The sequence below is a fragment of the Bacillus sp. B1-b2 genome (assembly GCF_009183415.1).
Lineage (GTDB): Bacteria > Bacillota > Bacilli > Bacillales > Cytobacillaceae > Niallia.
In genome coordinates this window covers 1-23,529 of the sequence record NZ_WEHU01000043.1, presented here as the reverse complement: position 1 = coordinate 23,529, position 23,529 = coordinate 1, and the positions used below count along the sequence as shown (strand labels likewise).

At 34.5% G+C, this 23,529-nt stretch carries 26 protein-coding genes and 1 pseudogene; 25 read left to right on the top strand and 2 right to left on the bottom strand.

Annotated features, from left to right (window positions below; all coding sequences use genetic code 11):
* Positions 1–281 precede the first annotated feature (281 nt).
* From F9279_RS23225 to F9279_RS23210, 4 genes are all read left to right on the top strand, one after another.
* The gene (locus F9279_RS23225) at positions 282–761 is read left to right on the top strand and encodes a class I SAM-dependent methyltransferase (protein ID WP_226793867.1); all 480 of its coding nucleotides are present in this window, start codon (positions 282–284) and stop codon (positions 759–761) included.
* A gap of 115 nt (positions 762–876) precedes the next feature.
* Positions 877–1,572, top strand: a complete 696-nt coding sequence (locus F9279_RS23220; RefSeq protein ID WP_226793864.1) for a response regulator transcription factor — start codon at positions 877–879, stop codon at positions 1,570–1,572.
* Complete coding sequence (locus tag F9279_RS23215; RefSeq protein ID WP_152116512.1) at positions 1,569–2,990, top strand: sensor histidine kinase; 1,422 nt, start codon at positions 1,569–1,571, stop codon at positions 2,988–2,990. Before F9279_RS23220 ends, F9279_RS23215 begins: the two co-directional genes overlap by 4 nt.
* Positions 2,987–3,190, top strand: coding sequence for a hypothetical protein (locus F9279_RS23210; RefSeq protein WP_094768425.1), 204 nt, complete (start codon positions 2,987–2,989; stop codon positions 3,188–3,190). Before F9279_RS23215 ends, F9279_RS23210 begins: the two co-directional genes overlap by 4 nt.
* Positions 3,191–3,486: 296 nt before the next feature.
* On the opposite strand, the gene F9279_RS23205 is transcribed toward F9279_RS23210, so the two are convergent.
* Positions 3,487–4,524 carry an SEC-C domain-containing protein gene (locus F9279_RS23205; protein ID WP_152116511.1) on the bottom strand — a complete coding sequence of 346 codons (1,038 nt, stop codon included), beginning with the start codon at positions 4,522–4,524 and terminating at the stop codon, positions 3,487–3,489.
* 539 nt (positions 4,525–5,063) lie between these two features.
* On the opposite strand from F9279_RS23205, the gene F9279_RS23200 reads away from it, so the two are divergent.
* From F9279_RS23200 to spoIIP, 21 genes and pseudogenes are all read left to right on the top strand, one after another.
* Entirely contained in the window at positions 5,064–5,531 is a 468-nt protein-coding gene (locus tag F9279_RS23200; protein WP_152116510.1) for a DUF6803 family protein, read from the top strand.
* Between the two features lie 174 nt (positions 5,532–5,705).
* A complete protein-coding gene (locus F9279_RS23195) occupies positions 5,706–6,305 on the top strand; it encodes a DUF6803 family protein (RefSeq protein ID WP_226793861.1) in 600 nt (199 codons plus the stop codon).
* Between the two features lie 63 nt (positions 6,306–6,368).
* Complete coding sequence (locus F9279_RS23190) at positions 6,369–7,253, top strand: cytochrome c oxidase assembly protein (protein WP_152116509.1); 885 nt, start codon at positions 6,369–6,371, stop codon at positions 7,251–7,253.
* Positions 7,254–7,489: 236 nt separating this feature from the next.
* A complete protein-coding gene (locus tag F9279_RS23185) occupies positions 7,490–8,698 on the top strand; it encodes a F510_1955 family glycosylhydrolase (RefSeq protein ID WP_226793858.1) in 1,209 nt (402 codons plus the stop codon).
* Between the two features lie 79 nt (positions 8,699–8,777).
* Complete coding sequence (locus F9279_RS23180; protein ID WP_152116507.1) at positions 8,778–8,981, top strand: SHOCT domain-containing protein; 204 nt, start codon at positions 8,778–8,780, stop codon at positions 8,979–8,981.
* A gap of 268 nt (positions 8,982–9,249) precedes the next feature.
* A complete protein-coding gene (locus F9279_RS23175; RefSeq protein ID WP_193224686.1) occupies positions 9,250–9,465 on the top strand; it encodes a hypothetical protein in 216 nt (71 codons plus the stop codon).
* Positions 9,466–9,538: 73 nt separating this feature from the next.
* A complete protein-coding gene (locus F9279_RS23170) occupies positions 9,539–9,757 on the top strand; it encodes a DUF2933 domain-containing protein (RefSeq protein ID WP_152116505.1) in 219 nt (72 codons plus the stop codon).
* Between the two features lie 214 nt (positions 9,758–9,971).
* Complete coding sequence (locus F9279_RS23165) at positions 9,972–10,154, top strand: hypothetical protein (protein WP_152116504.1); 183 nt, start codon at positions 9,972–9,974, stop codon at positions 10,152–10,154.
* 203 nt (positions 10,155–10,357) lie between these two features.
* Complete coding sequence (locus F9279_RS23160) at positions 10,358–12,268, top strand: copper resistance protein CopC (RefSeq protein WP_152116503.1); 1,911 nt, start codon at positions 10,358–10,360, stop codon at positions 12,266–12,268.
* 11 nt (positions 12,269–12,279) lie between these two features.
* Positions 12,280–13,011, top strand: a complete 732-nt coding sequence (locus tag F9279_RS23155; RefSeq protein ID WP_152116502.1) for a sulfite exporter TauE/SafE family protein — start codon at positions 12,280–12,282, stop codon at positions 13,009–13,011.
* Positions 13,012–13,145: 134 nt separating this feature from the next.
* Positions 13,146–13,472 carry a YnfA family protein gene (locus tag F9279_RS23150; RefSeq protein WP_152116513.1) on the top strand — a complete coding sequence of 109 codons (327 nt, stop codon included), beginning with the start codon at positions 13,146–13,148 and terminating at the stop codon, positions 13,470–13,472.
* Positions 13,473–13,490: 18 nt separating this feature from the next.
* Positions 13,491–13,691 carry a hypothetical protein gene (locus F9279_RS23145; protein ID WP_152116501.1) on the top strand — a complete coding sequence of 67 codons (201 nt, stop codon included), beginning with the start codon at positions 13,491–13,493 and terminating at the stop codon, positions 13,689–13,691.
* A gap of 902 nt (positions 13,692–14,593) precedes the next feature.
* Positions 14,594–15,319 carry an alkylmercury lyase family protein gene (locus F9279_RS23140; RefSeq protein WP_152116500.1) on the top strand — a complete coding sequence of 242 codons (726 nt, stop codon included), beginning with the start codon at positions 14,594–14,596 and terminating at the stop codon, positions 15,317–15,319.
* A gap of 77 nt (positions 15,320–15,396) precedes the next feature.
* Positions 15,397–15,795 carry a mercury resistance transcriptional regulator MerR1 gene (merR1, locus tag F9279_RS23135; RefSeq protein ID WP_152116499.1) on the top strand — a complete coding sequence of 133 codons (399 nt, stop codon included), beginning with the start codon at positions 15,397–15,399 and terminating at the stop codon, positions 15,793–15,795.
* Between the two features lie 13 nt (positions 15,796–15,808).
* Positions 15,809–16,078, top strand: a complete 270-nt coding sequence (locus F9279_RS23130; protein ID WP_152116498.1) for a transporter — start codon at positions 15,809–15,811, stop codon at positions 16,076–16,078.
* Positions 16,075–16,377 (top strand): mercuric transport protein MerT, encoded by a 303-nt coding sequence (gene merT / locus F9279_RS23125; RefSeq protein WP_152116497.1) that lies wholly within the window; start codon positions 16,075–16,077, stop codon positions 16,375–16,377. The genes F9279_RS23130 and merT overlap by 4 nt, the downstream gene beginning before the upstream one ends.
* Positions 16,378–16,395: 18 nt before the next feature.
* Positions 16,396–16,764, top strand: a complete 369-nt coding sequence (merP, locus tag F9279_RS23120; RefSeq protein ID WP_152116496.1) for a mercury resistance system substrate-binding protein MerP — start codon at positions 16,396–16,398, stop codon at positions 16,762–16,764.
* Positions 16,765–16,777: 13 nt separating this feature from the next.
* Positions 16,778–18,673, top strand: coding sequence for a mercury(II) reductase (gene merA / locus F9279_RS23115; protein WP_152116495.1), 1,896 nt, complete (start codon positions 16,778–16,780; stop codon positions 18,671–18,673).
* Between the two features lie 472 nt (positions 18,674–19,145).
* Positions 19,146–19,325, top strand: a pseudogene (locus F9279_RS23105) (YolD-like family protein); the annotation flags it as partial.
* A 583-nt stretch (positions 19,326–19,908) separates the two neighbouring features.
* Positions 19,909–20,580 (top strand): C40 family peptidase, encoded by a 672-nt coding sequence (locus F9279_RS23100; protein WP_152116493.1) that lies wholly within the window; start codon positions 19,909–19,911, stop codon positions 20,578–20,580.
* Between the two features lie 180 nt (positions 20,581–20,760).
* A complete protein-coding gene (spoIIP, locus tag F9279_RS23095; protein ID WP_152116492.1) occupies positions 20,761–21,753 on the top strand; it encodes a stage II sporulation protein P in 993 nt (330 codons plus the stop codon).
* 593 nt (positions 21,754–22,346) lie between these two features.
* Here the strand turns inward: spoIIP and F9279_RS23085 are convergent.
* Positions 22,347–22,784: a hypothetical protein gene (locus F9279_RS23085; protein WP_152116490.1), complete on the bottom strand. Its 438-nt coding sequence runs from the start codon at positions 22,782–22,784 to the stop codon at positions 22,347–22,349.
* Positions 22,785–23,529 lie beyond the last annotated feature (745 nt).

Sequence of the window (23,529 nt, the reverse complement as noted above, 5' to 3'; positions counted from 1 at the left end):
TAAAATAAACTGTGCACAGGGAAAATAAAAGTTCAATATAACACGTTGGTAAGCCGTATGCCTTAATAGGGCACGTGCGGTTTGATGAGGGGGTGGCCATGTGAATGGTCACCCTACTCTATTATGGAGGTAATAGATGAATAATTCTTGGAACCGACTTATATATAAATATTGGTCGTCAGTTTACGATAATTTTTTCGATTCAGGTATCTTCCGAAAGGCAAGAAACAAAATATTTAAAGATATATCCATAGATAAAGGGAGTAAGATTCTCTTTGTGGGTGGGGACGGGTGCAGACATTCCTTACGTTCTTAACAAGGGATATGACATTACTGCTATTGATTATTCTTCCGATATGTTAAAACAAGCACAAGAAAAATTTAAAGACCAAAATATTACGTTTACTAAAATGGATGCCCAACAGTTAGAATTTAAAGATAAGACTCTTGATTTTGTTATTGCAAACTTAATATTGAGCGTTGTTCCCAAGCCTGATTTCACAATGACGGAAATAATAAGAGTATTAAAGGGGGGAGGGAAGGTATTAATATTTGATAAATTTCTGACCAAAAATAAAAGCATGACGATAGGAAAAAGACTATTGCGACCAATTGTCAGATTACTCGGCACAGATATTGGTATTGAATTTTATAAGGTGTTTAAAGTTGTTCAAAATTCATGTAGTGTTCTTGAAGACAAAGAAGCAATGTTTAGAGGAATGTATAGAAAATTAATAATTGTTAAGAAAACTAATGCATAAAAAGAACTTAAATCTTCATATTTTGCACAAATTTTTTTTATATAATAAAGTCAATGGATTAGTATACAGAGATCTAATAACATATAAGGGATATTTAGAATTGAGGGATTGAAACTTGAAAGCACTAATAATTGATGATGAATGGAATGTTCGGAATCTCCTTCGTATTCATCTCTCACAAAACGGTTTTGAGGTAATAGAGGCTGAAAATGGATTGGAGGGAGTTAAACTAGCCGTAGAACTACCTTGTGATCTTATTATTTTAGATGTAATGCTGCCTGATATGGATGGTTGGACAGTTTGTAAGAAAATTCGTGAAACTAAGAATACGCCCATTCTAATGTTAACAGCTCGTACAGATACAAAAGATAAGGTAAAAGGGTTAACAATTGGCGCAGATGATTATTTGGTAAAACCGTTCGATTCAGATGAATTCATTGCTAGGGTTTTTGCACTTGTTAGAAGGTCCAGTATTTTGGAGGTAGGCAACGCACAAAATACAATTACTTTTAAAGACTTGACTATCGACATTGATGGCCGACAAATAATGGTGTGTGAAAAACCGGTAGAGTTTTCTCCCAAAGAGTTTGATCTGTTACTAGTGTTAGCGGAGCAACCTCGACGGGCTTTTGAAAGGGAAACTTTATTGGACAAAGTGTGGGGAACCGATTTTTTCGGTGATTTTCGTACAGTTGATAGTCATGTGAAGAATATACGAGAAAAAGTTAGAAGAGCCGGGCTAGCTTATAACCCTATTCAAACGGTATGGGGTGTGGGTTATAAATTTCAATTGGCTGATAAACGCAAATGACTCTTAATCGAATTGTAATTAAATTAGGAGGTACCATCCTTCTGCTATTTCTTATGGTTTTACTTCCGCTTGGATTTGTCATTGATCGAGCTTTTTCAGAATTTTATTATCGTCAAGTACAAACGGAAATTGAGGAATTATCTTCACATTATGCCGAGTCATTTGCGGTAAATTACAACTCACAGATGGCTTACATGGTTGAGATGATGGCGGAATTTTCTAAAACCAAACTTTATATAATTAATGCCGAAGGAACTATTATAGCTAATTCAGCAGGGACAGTCGTTTTGAAAGGTTTCCAAATACCAGAAAATGAACTCAAGGACTTAAAATTAGGAAAGTCAGTCAACAAGCGATTTGAAGCATTGGATAATCAAAGTTACCTTGTTTCCGGAAAGCCTATTGTCACAGATGGTGGTTTTATCGGCGGAGTTTATGTGTTATCCTCGATTGATGCAATTGATGACTCTATTGAAGAAATACGTAGAATGTTACTCTTGTCTGGACTGGGATCATTCTTACTTGCCCTTGGATTCACTTATGTACTTTCAAGAAAATTATCAAACCCGTTAATACAAATGGAAAAAGCAACACGAAAAATATCGAAAGGTGATTTACAAACACGTGTCCACGTAATATCTAATGATGAGATTGGTTCATTAGGCAAGGCGATTAATGATTTGGCCTATGATTTACAAAAATATCGTGAATCTCGCAGTGAATTTTTTTCCAACGTATCCCACGAACTCAGAACACCTATGACCAGCTTAGAGGGGTATGCTAAAGTATTGAAGGAAAAATTATACCAGACAGAAGAAGAGAAGGATCAATATATTAATATTATTCACAAGGAATCTGTTCGTGTAACTAGAATGATCGGTGATTTATTCGAGCTTTCTAAAATGGAAGAAGGCAAAATCGATTTTGATTTTGAGTGGATTGATATATCCGAAGTATTGGATAGTGCAGTTAACGAAGTACTATGGAAAGCTAAAGAAAAAGGACTTAAAATAAATTATAATGTACAGCCTGATTTGCCACTGATTTATTGTGATGGTCATCGTATGATTCAAGTTTTTCTCAATTTGTTGGAAAATGCTATTCGATATACCCAACAAGGTTCTATTTCGGTGAGCATGTCTGCTAAGAAAAATGTAGTACAATGTATTGTAGAAGATACAGGTATTGGGATTCCAATACAGGAATTACCATATATTTTTGAAAGATTTTATAGAGTGGAAAAGTCACGTTCCCGTGAATTTGGTGGAACTGGTTTAGGATTAGCCATAGTGAAAAATTTGGTTGAACTCCAAGGTGGCATAATAAATGTTCATAGTGAGGTAGAAAAAGGTACCCGATTCGAACTCACTTTTCCTGTACTGTCTAATCAAGTAAATCAGGAGGTGAAAGAGGATTGAAGATGTTGGATTGGGTCGTTGTTATAATTTTGGTGATAGCTGGGTTAATGTGTTTAACGATGTCTGCTACATCAATGATGGACACGAATTCAATGGGGTCCTATTTCACAAGTTTCATCCAAATATGTATGTGGATTGGTATACCAATTATTTGTGCTGGAATTTTATATTTTGTTGTAAAATGGAAAAGAAAAAAATAGAAAATTGTGCTTTTAAACGCAATTCACTATTGGATGCTAATCTTCTAACTTCCTTATAATCAGCAGTGATTTTTAGAAACCAAAAAACAAGGTTTAATTTATACAAAAATAGCAAGTAAATAACATTAAAAATGGCAGCCTACTCGGTTGCCAATTATTGCGTTTAGCGTTAGTGGAATAAACAAGCCGCTCAGAAAAGGAGCAGCCGGTTCTTGAAGTAACGCACCAGTTAGTAGCATCTACCTTCTTGTACACCCTGATATTTCTTGGGAAGAGTAATGCGGTAGTTTCCAAGATCATTTTGTTGAAAAATCGATATCAAAAATAGATCTTCTCTCTTCTTCAGAATTCAAGTGATATTTAATAGGTCTAAACTGTGAGTAATCTTTCGATTTAGAAAAAATATCAATATTAATACAAGATGGATCTAACTCCACAGTTACTGCATTATAATCATAGTCATAATAAAATGTATATCCCTTATGGGTAATGTCAGGGAAATTATTTTTAAATTTTTCATTGTACTCTGGTTTAAAGTAATTTATCAAGGCAGCTTCAGAAATATTTATTATTTGATTATCAATCCACAATGGAGGTGCAGAAGTGACTTTTACTAAATGCTCTACATTTTCTTTTTCAGAAGTAAGATATTTTTTACTTATACCGTCAAAAGAAGAAATTAGACGAGGTGTGAATTCCCAAAGAGTGATGGTAATTTCTACTTCAATATCACGATTCATAGTATCTGCTAGTATTTCTTGAAGAGTACTATGAGAGGATAATCTTTGTATAGCATCCCTTTCTCCAGCTTTTCCATATGATTGACCAACATAAAGTACTTCTGATTTTAAAGGCTGTTTAGAAAGTTCTAGATACATTGATAAAACATCAGTCTCTATTCCCCCGCCTACATTATCTCTTATAATTAATTTTTTATTATTTAATAATTCATAAGTGAAAATTTCTTTATGATTTCCCTCTAGTAACGCAAATTCAAATTTATGCATGGTAACATTCTCTAGCACTCCTTGTTGAATCGTTACTTCTATATGTGTTTCAAATATTTTTACACTATCCTTAACAAAACTTAACCTTGGGATTTCATGAACCATATAAATATGATAATTCTTTTCTGAAACATCAACTTTATCTAGATTATTGGGGTAGCACATAACAACAGTTGACGAAAACGTATGAAGTGCAAATTCACACATATACTTTCTAGCTAACCCGTTATTAATTTTAGTTGATGAATATCTAGGGTCGTCAATACAACACCTTTTAAATTTCTTTCCTGAACCGCATGGACAAGGTTCATTTCTTTCTGTAGCCATCAATAAAAACCTACTTTCACCATATAAATGTACCATTTCTAAGTTTAATGAATTCTTCCAGCATTGGTTTTATAATGCCTTGAGCCTTTAACAAATTATAAGGAGCATTTACAGAACTACTACTCTTTTATCCTTCTTATAATGATAAAAGAGATTGCTAACCCATCAGTAAAAGAACAAAGAATCAAATCTTTAATAACAACCATCAACCATTCAATAAATTAAAAACCTATATAATCGACTGACTTTCCATAACTAAACCTTATTATGTGCTGGCATATGGCCTTTTTTTTTCATCGTTTGTTTTTTAAAACAAAACCTTAAATAGCTTTGAATTCAAAAACAAATCGTGAAGGTTTATTAAATTACTTTGTTTGAAAACCATCATATTTTCACCACAATTTTAAAGTAACATCATATCTAACAAAGATTCAATTGTTATCACAATATTTAAGGAGGAAATTACCTGATTAACTAGGGGACCTATTTCGAAATTTGTAAGTGAAAAACTATTAAATATTTATAAAGGAGATATTATTATGCAGATGACACATTTTATGTCACTTTTATCTGACAATCAGCCTTGGAATTTAATTATTTTTATGGCCATTCCAATGGTAATGATTGAAACGATAGCGATTACTGAACTTTATATTTTATCCAAGCGTGAAAAAGCAAACCCTACGGTTAAATTAATCAATAAATTTGGAAGCATATTTTTTGGACTGTACTTTACTGGAGTTTTTATATATCTTCTTAACACGGTTGTTATTCCGCTGACCCAGACAGGTGGTTGGCTATCATGGATCGATGTAGCGGCAGTTGGCATTAATTTGAGTGGCGTACTTTTCCTTCTTCCTCTTGCCTTATTGGAATTAGGTCTAATTCAAAAGAATAAATCTAAGGAAAGAAAATTGAAAATGCATTTTATGCTTGTTAGTGGATTTCTAATTGTAGGTCATGCAGCAATGATTCTTGGAATGGTGGATTTAAGTATAATGAGTTAACTTCTGGGATACCCAAGATATGTCAAAATTGATATGATTAGGAGATTTCACCTTACTCTAACATTCAGCTGAAGATGAAAATAATTTACGTGGATTGTTATGCGGAAAATGTAAATCTCATCTCAATGGAATTTGCATTTTCATAAATTTAACGATAAAGGAGAAATTTTCATTATGGATATGACGCATTATATGTCGTTATTAATGGATAACCAGCCTTGGAATCTGATTATCTTTCTTGCAATTCCAATTATCTTGATTGAAGCTATAACTATTATGGAGTTTTTTATTGCCTACAGTCGGAAGACAACAGGTAGTCTAGTGCAAATTAACAAAATTGCGATTATCTTTATTGGATTATATTTTTCGGGGATATCTATTTATCTCTTTACAAATCTTGTAATTCCATTAACCCAAAATGGTGGTTGGTTAACATGGGTGGACATTGTGGCAGTAGGCTTCTATATCAGTACAGCTCTATTCCTTCTCCCACTGGTTTTACTGGAACTAGGCATAATCTTGAAGAAGAAAACTGAGGAAAAAAGATTAAGAATACGTTTTGGACTTATTAGCATCTCTATTGTGGTCTTTTGCTTAATCGGCATGATTTTCGGAGCAGTTAAACCAAGTCTTATTAGCCAAACAACAAATACCAATAACATGGAAATGGACAACATGGATGGCATGGACATGGAAAAGGATATGGACAATATGGATGGCATGGATATGGAAAAGGATATGGACAATATGGACGGCATGGATATGGATAATTAAATTCTTCATATAAGTGTGGAATCATTATAAAGACTTAATAATAGTGATTAAGTGGGTTTTTGGATGAAAATTCTTATAAGAGTAATTTTTAGTTTAGTTTTTTGTTCTATACTATATAATCCGCAAGATGGCTTTGCACATGGTCCTGAAAAACCAAAAGAGCTAGCCACACTCACTTTTGTGGAACATTGGAATCCCTTTTTATTAATCTTGGTTGTTTTGATAACTTGGGTCTATTTCCATCTACAGCGTCGGTGGGCAGCTTCTTATCTAGTAAGTAGTTTAAGAAGATTGTCGTTTGTGCTTGGATTAATAACCTTATTTATCGTTTTCGGCAGCCCCTTGCATATTTTAGGAGACAGTTATCTCTTTAGCGCTCACATGTTACAACAGACGCTAGTATATATTGTAATGCCACCATTGCTTTTATTGGGGTTGCCAAAACCTATAGTTGCTTTTGTGTTGGTACATTTTCAAAAGTTTAAGCTCTTTAAATTATTAACGAATCCACTTATCTCGTTAGTATTATTTAATGTTTTATTTTCGTTCTATCACATTCCAATAATATTCGATACCTTAGTTTCAAACACTGTATATCATAGCTTTAGTCATATAATATTAACGATAACAGCATTTTTAATGTGGATACCTGTAATTCCTCCTACTAAAAGCACAGATGTGTTATCAAATATGAAAAAAATAGCGTATTTGTTTGGTGCAGGGGTTTTGCTAACACCTGCATGTGCTTTAATCATTTTTGCACAGGATCCAATGTACCTGACTTATTCAGATGCACCACAAATATTTCAGTGGTTATCACCGATAGACGATCAACAATTAGGTGGAGTTATTATGAAAGTCGTTCAAGAGATAATGTTTGGTTTTATTATTGGCTATGTTTTCTTCAAGTGGACGAAAGAAGAACGATTAAAGGATAAGTTCACTTGATGATGATCTGAGATAATTATTGATAACTGAAAAAGCATGAACATTCTCATGCTTTTTCTCCTGTTTTTATATGTAATGTTAGGTTCCTTCAACCGTAATAATAATCTACAAGAATAGGCACATTTTTCAAGAAAACTTTTAGGGCGGATGGGATCCTAGCGTAATATTGCGGATTGATGCGTGCTTCGTATTTTACAGACGAGAAAGGCTGAATAATTGTGAATCCTTTAAATAAATTGTTTTTAGTAATATTGGCACTCTTCAGTGTACCCTTATCTACTTTAGCTCATGGAACAGAAGAGGAACATCAAAAAGAGAGTGTTTATGCTAACTTAATGGACTATGGCTTTTATGTATCGGTAATATTACTGATAATATTGATTGCTCTATGGACTCTAAATAATAAAAAAATGAAAAAAATTAATGTGAAAAATCTGGAAGGTAGAAATAAACGAGATCGTCATCTTAAATATAAAAAAATATTACAAATAATCGCCATGTTAATCGGTCTTCTAACAGTGCTTACAGGATTTTTAGCCTTTTCGAATAATGATTCAGACCAGACAAGCATAAGTAATAATGGTAATGACATTTCGTTTAACCATATACACGGATTGGGCTTTGATAGTAAGGGAGAGGAAATCTATATACCCGCACATGATGGATTAAGACGCTTTAAAGATGGCAAATGGAGTGTACTAGAAGGAGATAGACACGATTATATGGGTTTTACAATGGTTGATGATGGTTTTTATAGCAGTGGCCACCCAGCACCTGACTCAGATATGGAAAATCCATTTGGGATATTAAAAAGTAACAATATGGGGAAAAACCTCGACATTCTAGATTTATATGGAGAGATTGATTTTCATGGTATGGGTGTTGGATATTATTCACACACGATTTATGTAATTAATCCTCAGCCGAATTCAAGAATGGATGATACAGGGTTATATTATACATTAGACAATACAAAAACATGGAAAAAATCTATGATGAATGGGGTTGAAGGTGAAGCTGCAGCTATCGCCGTTCATCCTGAAAAAGATAATATAGTGACTATAAGCACAAATCAAGGACTATATGTATCAACCGACTTTGGTAATAATTTTGAAATTATTACTGAGACCCCGACGACATCTGTAGCTTTTAATGAAGAGGGTAATATACTAGCAGGCCTGATTTCAGAAAAGCCAGTTTTAGTGGAAATTAATTATAGCACTAGAGAGCTAAAAGAAATTGTAATTCCAGAATTGGGAAAAGATGATGCAATAGGATATATTGCTTCGAGTCCCAAAGATACACAAGATTTAGTATTTACAACTTTCTTAAAAGATATTTTTATAACTACAAACGGTGGAGAACATTGGAAGAAGATTGCTGATAAAGGGAATGGATCTTCATTGGATGCTAAAAATATTTCAAACGAAAAACAAGATCAATGATCTAAGACTGAGTAATTCTAAAATTCCGTCCCCAATAACATTGACTTTCAAATAAGTTAAGGAAAGGGAAGAAAAGATAATGATGATGAATTTTGGAATGATGTTAACCATGTTTTTTTGGATAGTTATTATCGGTTTTGCGATTTACGGTTTTGTCCTCTTAATCATGAAACCTTTTGAGAAAAAACAGGATAATGCTTATACCATTCTTCGTGAAAGGATTGCACGAGGAGACATAAATCAAGCAGAATATGAGGAAAAAAAAGAACTATTGAAAAAGTAGTTCATCGTAAACGTTAAGACGATCTATTTTAACTTTTTAATAAAGTTATATATGATAGAGAAAGAGGCCCTTTTTGGGCCTTCTTTATTTTTCTTTACATTGTGCCAAATTATTGAATTGGTTTGCTGTTCCTCTCTGTCAGTTTCGGAGCAGACACATTTCCCTTTAGTGGGAAGGTTAATTGAATTTGAATAGTTATTTAACACACCATATTTTCATCATATTTGTTGTCTATAATTATGATAACAAATTGAAAGGAGAGAGAAAAATGAAGAAAAAAATAGCGTTTGTATCTTCTTTTGCATTAGCAACCTTACTTGTTGTTGGACAATTTGCTTATGCAAATCAATCGAATAGCGAAATGGACATGAACATGAACGGTAACAAAATGATGAATAGCGATGAGATGATGGGCATGATGAAATCAATGTCTTCTCCTGAAGGTCAAAAAATGGTGAAAGCTTGTAATGATTTCATGAATTAAATTGTAAGGATTAATCATTGTGGGCTAGGTTTTCATAAAAAGTTTAGGCCCTTTATAGATGGAGGTATGTAGTGTGGAATGGATTTTATATTTACTATGTCCATTAATGATGTTGTTTTGTATGAAAGGTATGTTTAGTAGTGATAAGAAAAACTGTCACTCAACCAATAAAGGAAATCATTCAGAAGATATTAATGTACTGAAAAGTCAAGTTCATAACCTAATGGATGAAAATAAAAAGTTATCTGAAGAGGTAGAGCTTTTGCAATCCTCAAAAGGAAATGTAATTTAAGTTTATTGATCAAGTTGGACTAATATATACGTTAGTCCAACTTTAATGTTCAGGGTGGGGTAGTCGTCAAAGATTATTCAGGAACAAAAGAAGTTCCATATGAAGAAACTATTAATGATGCAAAGTTATTACTAAATTAGATCTCATTATACTTTCTACACATTTTTACAATGAAATAAATTATAGATTAAGAATTTGAATAAGGACAGGTTATATGAAGAAAAATTCTAACGATATTAAACGGTTAATTATATTTACAATTTTATTCCCTATCATAGTCGTTATAGCAATGGTTATTACCCTGTTAGTTGGTAGAAATTCTGACCATAAAGGGAACATGGATGGAATGCAAATGCAAGAAAGCCCGCATTTAAGTGAAACTTATAAAGGTGCATAAGGGCAAGTTGTTTAGCCAAAGTGCCTCTACAACATTAAGGGATTAAAAGGACTTTTAAAAAACTAGACATTTGAGCCCCTTTCGAGAGAAGAATCAGGACACATCATCGCCTTTTTTCCTTTAATAAAAATCGTTTCTATATACTCTAAACCAATATAAAAGTAAGCACTATTCATTAGAATAACAGAAGGGAATACTAATAAATGAGCTATGTATTTACGAAAATAGGAACGATTTGTATGGTTGTTATTTTCTTGCTATCTTTATTTCCGGGAACGTTAACGGAAGCCCACTCATCCATAGTTAAAACTTTACCTGAAGGGGGTCAGAGACTAAATGATAGCCCTGATACAATTGAAATTTGGTTTGTAGATCCGGTAAAGTTACACTCAGATACCATAAAATTAATAGGTACATCAGGAAAAAGTTTTAATTTAGACAGTACTTATATTGATCCAAAAAACCCAAGACATATTGTTGGAAATATAAAAAAGGAGTTACCAGCTGACAGCTACACTGCAGAAATTAATGTAATTGCTTTGGACGGTGACATTTTAACACAAAAATTCTCATTTGAAGTGTTAAATGCAGCTCCTAAAAAAAATGAAGGTCCTCTGAAATTGTTGAAACAGAGTCCTAATGATGGCGAAATTATAAGCGGGGAGTATAAAAAAATAGATTTATGGTTTAACCAAAGTGTCGATTTAACTGCTATCGGTCTTTTTGACAAGAATCAGCAGCCAATTAAAATAAAGGAACCATATAAAGATCCTCAAGATCCAACCCATATTATCGTAGAATTTGATGAACCCCTAGACAAAGGAACTTTCCAAGTTACGTGGTATGCACGTCCTAGTCAAGTAGATTCGTCTAACAAAATACCAGATATATTAGATGTATTCTATTTTGCTAACGATGAATTTACACCCATTAAAGACACACGTGCTGTAAAACCAATGAGCGAGCCTTGGTTCTCACAAATTGGTTTTAAACAGTTTGGATACTGGCTTATTTTTGTTGGCATAACTTTATTGTTTGGGTCAAGTTTCTTTAATAAAGTAGTATCAAAGGACATAACAGAATATAAGCGCTGGCGGGTAATTTCACTAGGATTAATTCTTATAACAACGCTGGGAGCTGTTTTATTAATTATTCAGCAACGAATTGAATTAATGGACCTTCCGTTAAATGAATTTTTTTCTTTAAAATATATTTGGGTTCCAATTGTTCAAATTATTCTTCTTTTAGTGGGCTATACCATTAAAAAAGTCGAGTTAGTAGCTTTTGGTTTAGCGTTAGTCACTGTTCCCTTTGTTATGGGACATGCTTCTTATCCACGTTACGGTGGGTTTTTATCTATTATTGTAAATGCACTTCATCTTACTGCTGCATCGATCTGGCTTGGAGGTATTTTTTCGATACTTACAATCGCTAAGAAGAATGAATTTTCCCTGCTGCTGGAACGTGTTAGTGATAAATTTTCGCGGTGGGCATTATGGAGTCTATTGGTTATCATTTTGACAGGATTTATAATGACTTTCCAGTATGTTCCTTCGTTTTCAATTGAAAGCTTTTTAAAAAGCGAATGGGGGAAAGCGATAATACTCAAAGTAGCATTTACAACTTTAATTATTATTATAGGCTATCTACAAAGAAAGGCATTAAAGCAGGTTGCAAATAACCTATTTAATAAGTTTTATAGACGCAGTATGTATGAATTCGTATACGGATTACTTTTAATATTCTTTGCGTCAATATTAGTTGTTGCGACTCCTACTGAGGCTGAACAAGGTGTATACCCACAAAACCGTGCGCAATACAGTGATATAAAAGTCGATATATCACCATTAAAACCGGGACTTAACGTACTAACATTAGACTTTAATAAAGAGCTGGATATCAAGAGCGTTAAAGTGAAAATTGCTATGCCGCCAGATTATAGTATCGAGTATAACGCATTTAAAGTTAATAAAGAAACATTTAAAATAACCGGTAATATAATACATTCATCAGGAACTCTCTCAATGGAGGTTGAGGCAGTAAAAGCGAACGGGGAACTGAGGAAATATGAATATACAATTGTCGTACCCGGCACCGGGAGTATGGATGAATAGGTGGGCAATTTATGTACGAGTTCTTTAACCAATTAAGTAATCTTCTAACTCAGCCATTCTTGAATCTTGGAAGAAGTACAGAGAGTATTCCCATTCTTTCAGCATTTTTTTTAGGGACAGTCGGTGCATTGGTACCTTGTCAAATCACTGGGAACCTTGGAGCGGTTACTGTATATGGAAATAAGTCCATTCAAAAGGGTATTGTGTGGATGGAAGTTGCTTTTTTTATCTTGGGCAAAGTTTCAGTATTTTCAGCGTTAGGTTTGGCGGTGTGGATACTAGGCAAAGAATTTCAAAGTACATTGACATTATATTTTCCGTGGATTCGGAAGATGGTTGGACCGATGTTAATTTTTATAGGTATTTTTATGATGGGCTTCATCACAATGAAGTGGTCACTAAAGCTTGGAGAAATACCAGAAAAATTCTTAAAAAAGGGAAAACTTGGCGCATATCTAATGGGTATAAGTTTTTCATTAGGATTCTGTCCAACCATGTTTCTTTTGTTTTTTGGCACTTTAATGCCTTTGTCTTTGTCTGTTTCTTACGGTGCAATTCTACCTACTGTTTTCACATTAGGGACTTCTCTGCCATTATTAATTGCTATATTTTTAATATGGTATTTTGAATTAAGTGGTCAATTTATGAAAAAGAAATGGAGAAAAGTAGGATTTATTATACAAAAAATAGCTGGTGTAATTATGGTTATTGTTGGCTTTCTTGACACACTGACTTATTGGTGAAATTAATTTGGAATCTTAACCACAACGTAAATATGTAAAAAGCCAATGAAGATCGCTTTTTGTTGGCGTATTCTTGTAGTGCAGTAGTAAACGAGATGTAAGGGACTAATATACCGGTTTAGGGTGTGGTTGAAATAATATATACAATATTACTATTTATTCTTGCTGGACTAGCCGAAATTGGCGGTGGATATCTGGTCTGGCTGTGGATTAGAGAAGGAAAACCTTATTGGTATGGAATTATAGGGAGCGTTATTTTAATTTCCTATGGTTTGATCCCTACATTACAAAATTTCCCTACTTTTGGGAGGGTTTATGCTGCTTATGGCGGTGTATTTATTATTATCGCAGTATTATGGAGTTGGGGTGTTGATAAGAAAACACCAGATTTGTACGATTGGATTGGGGCTATTATCTGTTTATTAGGTGTTTCAATTATGTTGTGGGGGCCGCGTCAATAAATAAAGGGGGAAAGTTATATGGTTATCCAAGCTAATATGTCGCCACAGGCGATTATGGAAGTATGGGAAAATACAAAAGAAATTTTTGAAAGTTACAACGTACCATTCACTCGAAAAACTCTACAATCTTTGGTGCATAAAGATGTTCTTCCCCGCCTATTGAGGGATTTAAATGAAAAAGTTGGCAGTTCCGAAATTACGTGTATTGAAGGTGGTTGACAAATGCCAGCTGTTTAGGGGTAGGTTACTCCTTCGTCTAATAATAAATAGTACAAAAAATCCTCTACTATTATTGAGGATTTTTTTTTATTGATTTTTCTTAGTTGCATATATAAGAATATACAAATTTGATGGTTATGGCTGAGGCCAGCCAAGAATAGTACTGGCTCTGGATGAGCCAGAAGTTGATGATATCATCGTAACATTTAAAGAGATACAGGTAGCAATTGAACCAATAATTAAACCTAACACGGAAGACCTAATTATTGATCTTAGCGGAGATAAAAGTGGACTAGTGTTGTTAGGAAATACGGAGAATTGCTGTTAGAAAAAGGGCCTTTATGGTGCTTTTTTATTTAACGAATTTTAAAGAATATAATACAGATATGTAAAAGGAATAACTTTCGTGTACCTTACAGTCTGTAATTACAGGTCTTTTGTGCTACTATTGTGCAGAGGTGGTTTATACGTGTTTGTTTCACCAATGCTATTACACAAATCCGATCTTCCATTCGATGATGAGGATTTTATAACGGAGCTGAAGGTATCTCCATAAAATAAGTTGTATATATAAATTTTTCATCCTTTCCCAAGTATATCATTGATATAAAATAAGAATCTAGGTGTACATAAATTAATCGCTGTACATAAATAGATTAATTTTAATTTTAAGTTGTACTAAAACATATTAATTTGGAACAACACTTTTAAAGAAATTTGGATATCTATATAAGTTTAGAACAGATGGAGAAGGTTAAACTTAACTATTATGATAGTTTAGTTTTAGAGGATAAATAAAATAATTATTATTTCTTGACCCTGTACTATGGTACAGGGTTTATTCTGTATGGGGAAGATAAATTCTTGTAATTTTGTAGATTAAATTAAGGAGGCTTTCCTACATGAACAAAAGTCTTAATGCTTCGTTGAAAGTCAAGGTTTTACAATCCCTAGGTTTACCAGATGGAGGATTTGAAGAAAAAATCCGTTTATTGTCTCCTTCAGAGAATAGTATTCGTTTAGACATTCTTCTTTCCATGGCTGAGGGAAAAATCGTCAACATCAATGATTTAACTGCAACAGAGGAACAAATTGATGACCAATCTGCACTTAGGCGTTTAAGGGAATTGGATTTAATTCACTGGGACCAAAACTCTGAGGATGTGACGGTGGCGTATCCTTTTTCCGGGCTTCCGACACCGCACCGGGTCACTGTGGCTGGAAAGTCGCCTGCTTATTCCATGTGTGCGATTGATGCTCTAGGCATTCCGTCGATGTTTACAGATGCAGTGATTGAATCTGAATGTGCATTTTGCGGTGAAAAGATCACTATTGAGGTTAAAAACAACGTACCTGTTGCACAACCAAATACCGTGGTCGTAGGCTTGGGAACAACGGGTACTGCCAATAGTAACGCATGCTGCGAGTCTTCTTGCGGATCGAATGAGCCAACACCTGTTGCAACTAGTTGTTGCCCAGCCATTCAATTTTATTGCTCTGAGGAACATTGGCAAAAAGCGAATGGAAAGAATGCAATGACAGCGAAGGACAAGTTGACTCTTGCAGATGCCTTTGAGGTTGGAACTGCTGTCTTTGGTGGCACGTTATCTGGCTCTAAGGGTGAGTAAAACCTCATGAATGAAGTAAACTATATATTTACCCTGTACTAAGGAACAAGGTTTATGCAGTAAGTGAGGTGAGACGTATGCAGTTTCGTATCGGAGAACTGGCTGACAAGTGCGGTGTTAATAAGGAAACCATCCGATATTATGAGCGTTTAGGCTTAATTCCAGAGCCTGAACGTACCGAAAAAGGATACCGAATGTATTCCCAACAAACGGTCGATCGATTGCATTTCATAAAACGGATGCAGGAATTGGGATTTACTTTAAATGAAATCGATAAATTGCTAGGGGTCGTTGATCGTGATGAAGTAAAGTGCCGTGATATGTATGATTTCACTGTTATTAAGATAGAGGACATTCAGCGTAAAATTGAAGATTTGAAAAGAATTGAACAAATGTTGATAGATCTTAAAGAAAGATGTCCCGAAAACAAAGATATTTATGAATGCCCTATTATTGAAACACTGTTGAAAAAATAAGAGGTGAAACAGAATGAAAAACACAATAAAAAGTTCAGGTTGGTTTCTTGTCGCGCTCATTACATGCCCGTGTCATCTGTTTTTACTACTTCCGTTGATTGCAGGAACAGCACTTGGGTCATACTTCACGGAATATAAAGATTTAATTTTGATCTTGATGGGTCTGTTGTTTGTATTTGCTCTTTTCAATGGTTGGAGGAAACTTGAACCAGAAACAAAAAAGGAAACAAAGAAAGATACAAAAACACATGATTGTTGCAGCATGGAAAGGTTCAAGTCATGAAGGAAAAAGTCTCGCAAGTAGCCACTGTGTTTTCAGCTTTTGTTATGGCTGGTTGTTGTCTAGGACCTCTAATCTTGATTCCCATTGGACTTACCGGGTTTGCAGGCGCAATCGCATTCTATTCTTTGAAATACCGGATATTGTTTAGCATCGTTACCATTGTATTGCTTGCATACTCCTTTTATATGGTTTATGGGAGAAAGGGAAAAAGAAAAAGTTCTGTCATTGGATTATGGATCACGACGGTTTTTGTTTTCGGCATGTTTCTTTTTTTATTCATGGTTGAAGGCGGAATATAAAAAAATGGGGTGCTTTATATGAAAGTACAGATAATCAGGGCTATGATGGTATTATCCCTTTTGTTGGTAGTTAGTGCGTGTAGTAACAAAAAAGAAGAAGTATCAGTATCTAAGAGTGAATTGAAAACAGCTGATATGAATCCAGAGAAGGATGTAAAAACTATTACTGAAGGTGATAAGACGGGAACATTCATGGTTAAGGCAGGTATGGATTGCTGCCCTCCATCTGTTGTGGAAGATGCCGTTGCACAGGTAGATGGTGCTGGCACAACAGCTGTTAAAGTCAATGGAAGCACTGCAGAAGTAACGGTTTCTTTTGATGAAACTAAAACTAATTTAGATGCAATTAAGACGGCAGTTTCAGACTTAGGTCTTCCCGTCGAGTAAAAGGAGGTTTACCATGAAAAAATATCGAGTAAATGTGCAAGGAATGACATGTTCGGGTTGTGAACAGCATGTAGCTGTTGCTCTTGAAAACATGGGTGCAAAAGCGATTGAAGTTGATTTTCGCCGTGGAGAAGCCGTATTTGAACTTCCGGATGACGTGGAGCTTAAAGCTGCCAAAAAGGCGATTGCTGAAGCAAACTATCATCCGGGAGAAGCACAAGAATTACAATCGGAACAAAAGACGAATTTATTGAAAAAATATCGGTTAAAAGTTGAAGGAATGACATGCACAGGATGTGAAGAACATGTTGCTGTTGCCCTTGAAAACATTGGTGCAAAGGGGATTAATGCCGATTTCCGAAGTGGTGAAGCTGTATTTGAGCTTCCGAATGATATAGGGATTGAATCAGCGAAACAAGCCATTGTTGATGCAAAATATCAATCAGGAGAAGCAGAAGAAATACAAGCGCAATCGGAAAAAGGAGCAGATGGAAGTTTAAATGATGAAGGTCACTATGATTATGATTACATTATCATCGGTTCTGGTGGAGCTTCCTTTTCATCTGCCATTGAAGCCGTTGCTTTGAACGCTAAAGTGGCTATGATTGAGCGTGGAACAGTGGGTGGAACTTGCGTTAATATCGGATGCGTTCCTTCTAAGACCTTATTAAAAGCCGGGGAAATCAATCATCTAGCAAAAAATAATCCATTTGTGGGTTTACACACTTCGGCTTCAAGTGTTGATTTAGCTCCATTAGTAAAACAAAAAAATGAATTAGTAACCGAGATGCGTAATGAAAAATATGTCAATTTAATTGATGATTATGGTTTTGAATTAATAAAAGGTGAAGCAAAATTCGTAAATGAAAATACAGTTGAAGTAAATGGCACTCAATTCACAGCCAAAAGATTTTTAATAGCAACAGGTGCTTCTCCGACTGTACCTAATATTCCCGGCTTAGATGAAGTAGATTATTTAACAAGCACTAGCATATTGGAATTAAAGAAGGTTCCAAAACGTCTTACCGTGATTGGTTCTGGATATATAGGCTTAGAGTTAGGACAATTATTCCATAACCTAGGGGCAGAAGTTACTTTGATACAAAGAAGCGAGCGTCTGTTAAAAGAATACGATCCTGAAGTTTCAGAAGCCATTACTAAAGCCTTAACAGAACAGGGAATTAACTTAATTACAGGGGTCACTTATGAACGAGTTGAGGAAGATGGAGACATTAAAAAAGTACATGTAGAGAAAAACGGCAAAAAGCGAATTATTGAAGCAGAACAACTGCTTATTGCAACGGGAAGAAAACCCAATACAGAATCTTTGAACTTACATGCAGCAGGTGTTGAAGTTGGCCCCCGTGGTGAAATTGTCATTGATGATTATCTTAAAACAACCAATTCCCGAATTTATGGAGCCGGAGATGTCACTCTCGGTCCGCAATTTGTTTATGTAGCTGCTTATGAAGGAGGACTTGCTGCCCGTAATGCAATTGGCGAACTAAATCAAAAGGTGAATTTAAATGTAGTTCCGGGTGTTACGTTTACTTCACCATCGATTGCAACTGTTGGTTTAACAGAGCAACAGGCAAAAGAAAATGGATATGAAGTGAAAACATCAGTCTTGCCATTGGACGCTGTTCCAAGAGCGCTCGTCAACCGGGAAACAACAGGTGTTTTCAAATTAGTGGCAGACGCGAAAACATTGAAAGTGGTAGGGGCGCATGTAGTGGCAGAAAACGCAGGAGACGTAATTTATGCAGCAACATTAGCTGTGAAATTCGGTTTAACTGTTGGAGATCTGAAAGAAACGATGGCTCCATATCTAACAATGGCAGAAGGATTGAAGCTGGCTGCCCTAACTTTTGATAAAGATGTTTCGAAATTATCTTGCTGTGCTGGATAAGCTAGAAAAAGGTTCCTGATTAATTGTTCAGGAATCTTTTTTCTGTTTTATGTATAAGGTTTTCCGTACTTTGCCAAATTAACTTTAAACTGTTTAAGGAGAGGAAATATTTGTTTAGCAAGTGGATGGATAATATGTGTTCCAGTAGCAGATTTTTTAAACCTGCCAGAAAACAATTGTATCGTGAATACAGAGACTTAATAATAGATGAAGACAATAAATTCATTTTTATTGAACCTAAAATAAAGTGTCGGGTTAAGTTCAGAAATTATACAAAGGCAGGGTTATTGAGAATTCCTTCTTTTGTTGAATACATTAGTTAATATAAAAGTTTCCACTACTGGGACCTTCTTTTTTTGCATATAAAATAGAACGAATGTTCTATAATAAAATAAAATAAGGAGTGATATTATGGGACTAAAAACAGAGGAAAAATGAAATGGCAAGGAGCATTTTTTAGCCTGAACATTTAAAGATGCTAAATGAATTGAAAAAGGATTATTATCGACAAGCTAAACCGATTCTAGATGAGTATCAGATTGAAGAAATTGCAAGTAAGATTAGTTACGCAATGGAATTCACATTTCTTATGAAGATAAAACTTGGGAAGATGGACTTGAATGGGATTATGAAGGGCTGGTACATTGATTAGATCCGATACATAAAGTAATATATTTGGAAAAGCAAACAGAGGATTGTTACACAATAAAGATTAGATTTGACGATATTGTTAAATTTAGGAATAAAAAACAGTAGTATAACCCACTAGACACAAAGGGGAAGAAGAAAATTATCAATAATAACGTACCCATTAAATGCTATCCTGAAATTTTGCCGCACATGATAAGAAACTTATGTTAGCACACGAGGTATGATTTATAGCATGAGAAAAGGGCAGTTTACATGCTATTAAAATCCCATAGCGGTACATATGCTGCTACCCTATATGCCTCTTAGAAGGTAATTATTGTGAAAAATGGGATGATATATTGTGATAAAAATGCACTCCCCTATAATATTTATTTAGATTGATCCCCTAAAAAGTCCAGCCTTGAGCTGTTTTTTTTCATTTTTGGTACTGCGAAACAGTAAGAATTAGTAAAAAAGTCACTTACTCTTATAAGTTTCTGCATACTTTCTGCATACTTTTGTAATGTGATTGTTAATCAGTATAAATCTGTTTGTCACTTTATGATGGTAAAATCGGAAAAAAGTAGATATTCGGGGGAAATATTTTGAAGAAGTTTATATCATCTCTAGTTCTTGCAGGAGCGTTAGTTGCTAGTCCAATTGTTAGTAGTGCGGCCATAGGTGATCAGACTTTAAAAAGTGGAATGACTCATTCCGACGTTAAACAATTACAAGAAGTATTGAAGAAAAAAGGATACTTTAAAAATAAAAATACAACTACCTATTTTGGAACGACAACCAAAGCTGCTGTTGTTAACTTTCAAAAAAGCAAACGATTAAAAGCTGATGGTGTTGTTGGTGCATCAACGTTTAAAGCATTGGGTGTATCAAAAAGTACCGTTACACAGGCTTCTTATAAATCCTCAGCTAATTTAGCAGCAAATGCAAAAAAATATATAGGTGTTCCTTATGTGTGGGGTGGTAGCACTCCGAAAGGGTTTGATTGTAGCGGGTATTTGAAATACGTTTTTCAAAAGAGTTCAAAACCTAGCATACCAAGGACAGTTTCAGAGATTTATAAAAAGGGTGTAAAGGTATCAACACCGCAAGTTGGAGATTTAGTATTTTTTGAAACGTATAAGCCCGGTGCATCTCATGCGGGTATATATATAGGCAATAACCAATTTATTCATAGTTCGTCATCTAAAGGAGTCAGTATTAGCTCTATGAATAATTCATATTGGTTCCCAAGGTATTTAGGTGCCAAGAGAATATAAGATATGGGTAACTATATGCTAGACCAAACAAGCTGCTTTTTAATGAAAAGCAGCTCTTTTTTTAAATACCCTAAAGAAATATTAATAAACCTACGCAAAATTTATGGCTGGGGTAAAAAATTCAATGTGTCTCCGATAAAAATCATATTACATAGTCTAGATCTTAATTGAGGGAAAAAAGTGAAAAAGTTAAATGGAAAACGACTAAAGCGACTACTAATCATTTTACTTATTTTGTTCGCCTTTCATCTTATGTATATTGTATATTTGCTAATCAACGATCCGCATAGTTCGGTCACTAGTCTTTATGAAATATCGGATAACAAGGAACAGGATGATGACACCATTCATAAAGCAATCGTTGATACAACATCAGACAGTAAAAGCAGCATAAAAGATAAGATATCAAAGGAAGTAAAACCAAAGCCGAATGCGATCAAGAAAGATGGAACCTTTGATTCTTCTAAAATGGAATCAAAGCTTAGAAATCTTAAAACACCCAAAATATACAATAAACCTGCTCATAGTACTTTTGGCAAACAAGTGGCTTTCATTTATTTTTCTCATAACCGTGAATCGTTTCTACCGTATTTTAAACAAGGTACAGCCCCAGAGAGTGCATATCACTCCAAATTTAATATAACGTTAGTTGGAAAACGACTTGGACACGCTTTAAAACTAAATGGTATTGGAAATAAGGTAAATACTGAGGATATTATAAGTATGCTTAATGAGAGTAATCTGGATTTTAATAGTTCTTACCAAATGTCTAGAAATCTGATTTTAAAAGAGAAAATGTATAATAGAAACAATGATATGTATTTTGATATACATCGTGATTCGTTACCTAGAGAGTATACGACCACTGCTATCGGTGGTGTTCGTTATGCAAAGATCTCTTTTGTAGTTGGTAGTGGACACAAAGACTATAAAAAGAATTTAAAATTCACTAATGATATAAATGATTTAATTAATAAGAATTATCCTAATCTTTCAAGAGGGGTCATTTTAAAAAGCCCAAGTGAAGGGAACGGCATTTATAATCAGGATTTATCTCCTAATAGTGTGATAATTGAGTTGGGTGGGGTTGAAAATCAAATAGATGAACTTTACCGTACTGCTGATATTTTGGCGAATGTTATAAGTCAGTATTATTGGGAAAATATCCATTGAACAGACAGTGAAATTCTGTCTGTTTTTTAAATCTACATTTCGTATTACTACAAAGTATTTCACCTGAAGGGGTGATGAACAACCAGACTAGTAATAATAGCCTGTAACTTGAAATTTTATCAAAATAAAAAGAACTCAATATGAGTTCTTCTTGCGACGACAACTTACTTAACTAACTAACTAACCTATTAGATTATCAATTTCTGTTCGTCCATCGCGTTAAACCATGTTCATTCTATTTATTATCCTTTTTGGGGGAGATTAAGATACATTAACCGGATGACGCACCATAATCCCACATCTTCACCATAGGATACGTCCCATCAGGCAAGATGAATGTTCTTACTTCGCCATGCTGTATCGGAGAAGATTCGCATTGGCAACCGTGAAGTGTAGTTGCAGCATAAATATTTACCACTCTTTTAGTGCATTGTAATATTGGAATTTCAAACCCCCGTAACTCCTTTACAGTAAAGGTCAATTACAGTGTGCAAGAATTAAACTGAACCTGCCAATTTTGCATAAAAAACATGCAGAAATAAGGTTGCCAGCCGGATCATAAAGTTACGGAACCGTTAATTTAATAACACTCTTTATTTTACATCAGATAATTTTGTACCCGTAATAATGTTATATAAAATTGCTGAATCTTGTTCTGTTAGTTGCATATATGCATTATTTCCTCTAACAACTTCTAATTTGTCTTTAGTAGGACTAATCCAGATCAGATGTTGCATAGCATCTGACTGAATACTTTTGTCTTTATAATTGAAAAAGAATTGATAATCCGCAGGGCGAGACATACTCACCACTGTATTGTTCCAATCAGCTTCATTTAATATTTTTTTTACCTTCTGCACTTGTTTACTATTGTTAATCTCTTTGAAATTGTCGTATTTGTTGTCTATTCCACTATGCTGTTGAACCAGTATTTTTTGTTTATCATTTTCAATTCCATTAGAGCAACCGGTAACTGTTAAAAAAACAATGCAATCAAAGGAAATATAAAAAGTTGAATTCTCATCAAGCATCCCCTTATCTAGTAATTTTCGGATTCACCAAGCCCTTGATACCTCATTTACCTATGGAGTAGTAGAATGTTGTTCCTTACACTTAATCGGTTGCGTGTGACAAACAACTACCTATTGTCATTAAATCATCACCTTTATCAAATGGGTATTTCCATTTTAAAACCTATGTAGGAGAACCCATTTTTGTATTTCCCCACTTCCTTTCTTAATTATTATTCTGACCGTTAAACGAATATAATGCGTTACCTTTTTTTAAATGGGTATTCGGATTATTTGGTGGAATACCATTTGACTTTGTTATTTCGATATATCCACGCTGCAGCAATCAGGATTAAAAACCAAAAAATGGACTTCTGTTTTGGACATACTTACTATACAAACCACTTAATCTGACATATGTTAATTGTGAAGACGGAAAACTTCATAATAACTTCTTATCAATAAGGTGAATGGCAACGCCTTTTCTTCTACATTGGGTGCTCAAGCGCCTTTTTTTAATGCAAACCGTTCCAAAACTTGATTACCAAGCATATCTTATAAGGAATCGTGAAAATGATTCAAATTCATTTTCTTTTAGTGCATATATTCAATGCGCTACGGAGAGGCAGCCTGCACGACTGCCTCTTTTTTGTGCGACGGGCAGTCGCTCCTTTTTGCTTTAAAGCATGAATTTACTGTTATAGGTTGGGCGATGTTACTTCGGTAATAACAAGCCCCGAATCCTGGAAGGTATGATTCTCTCGGA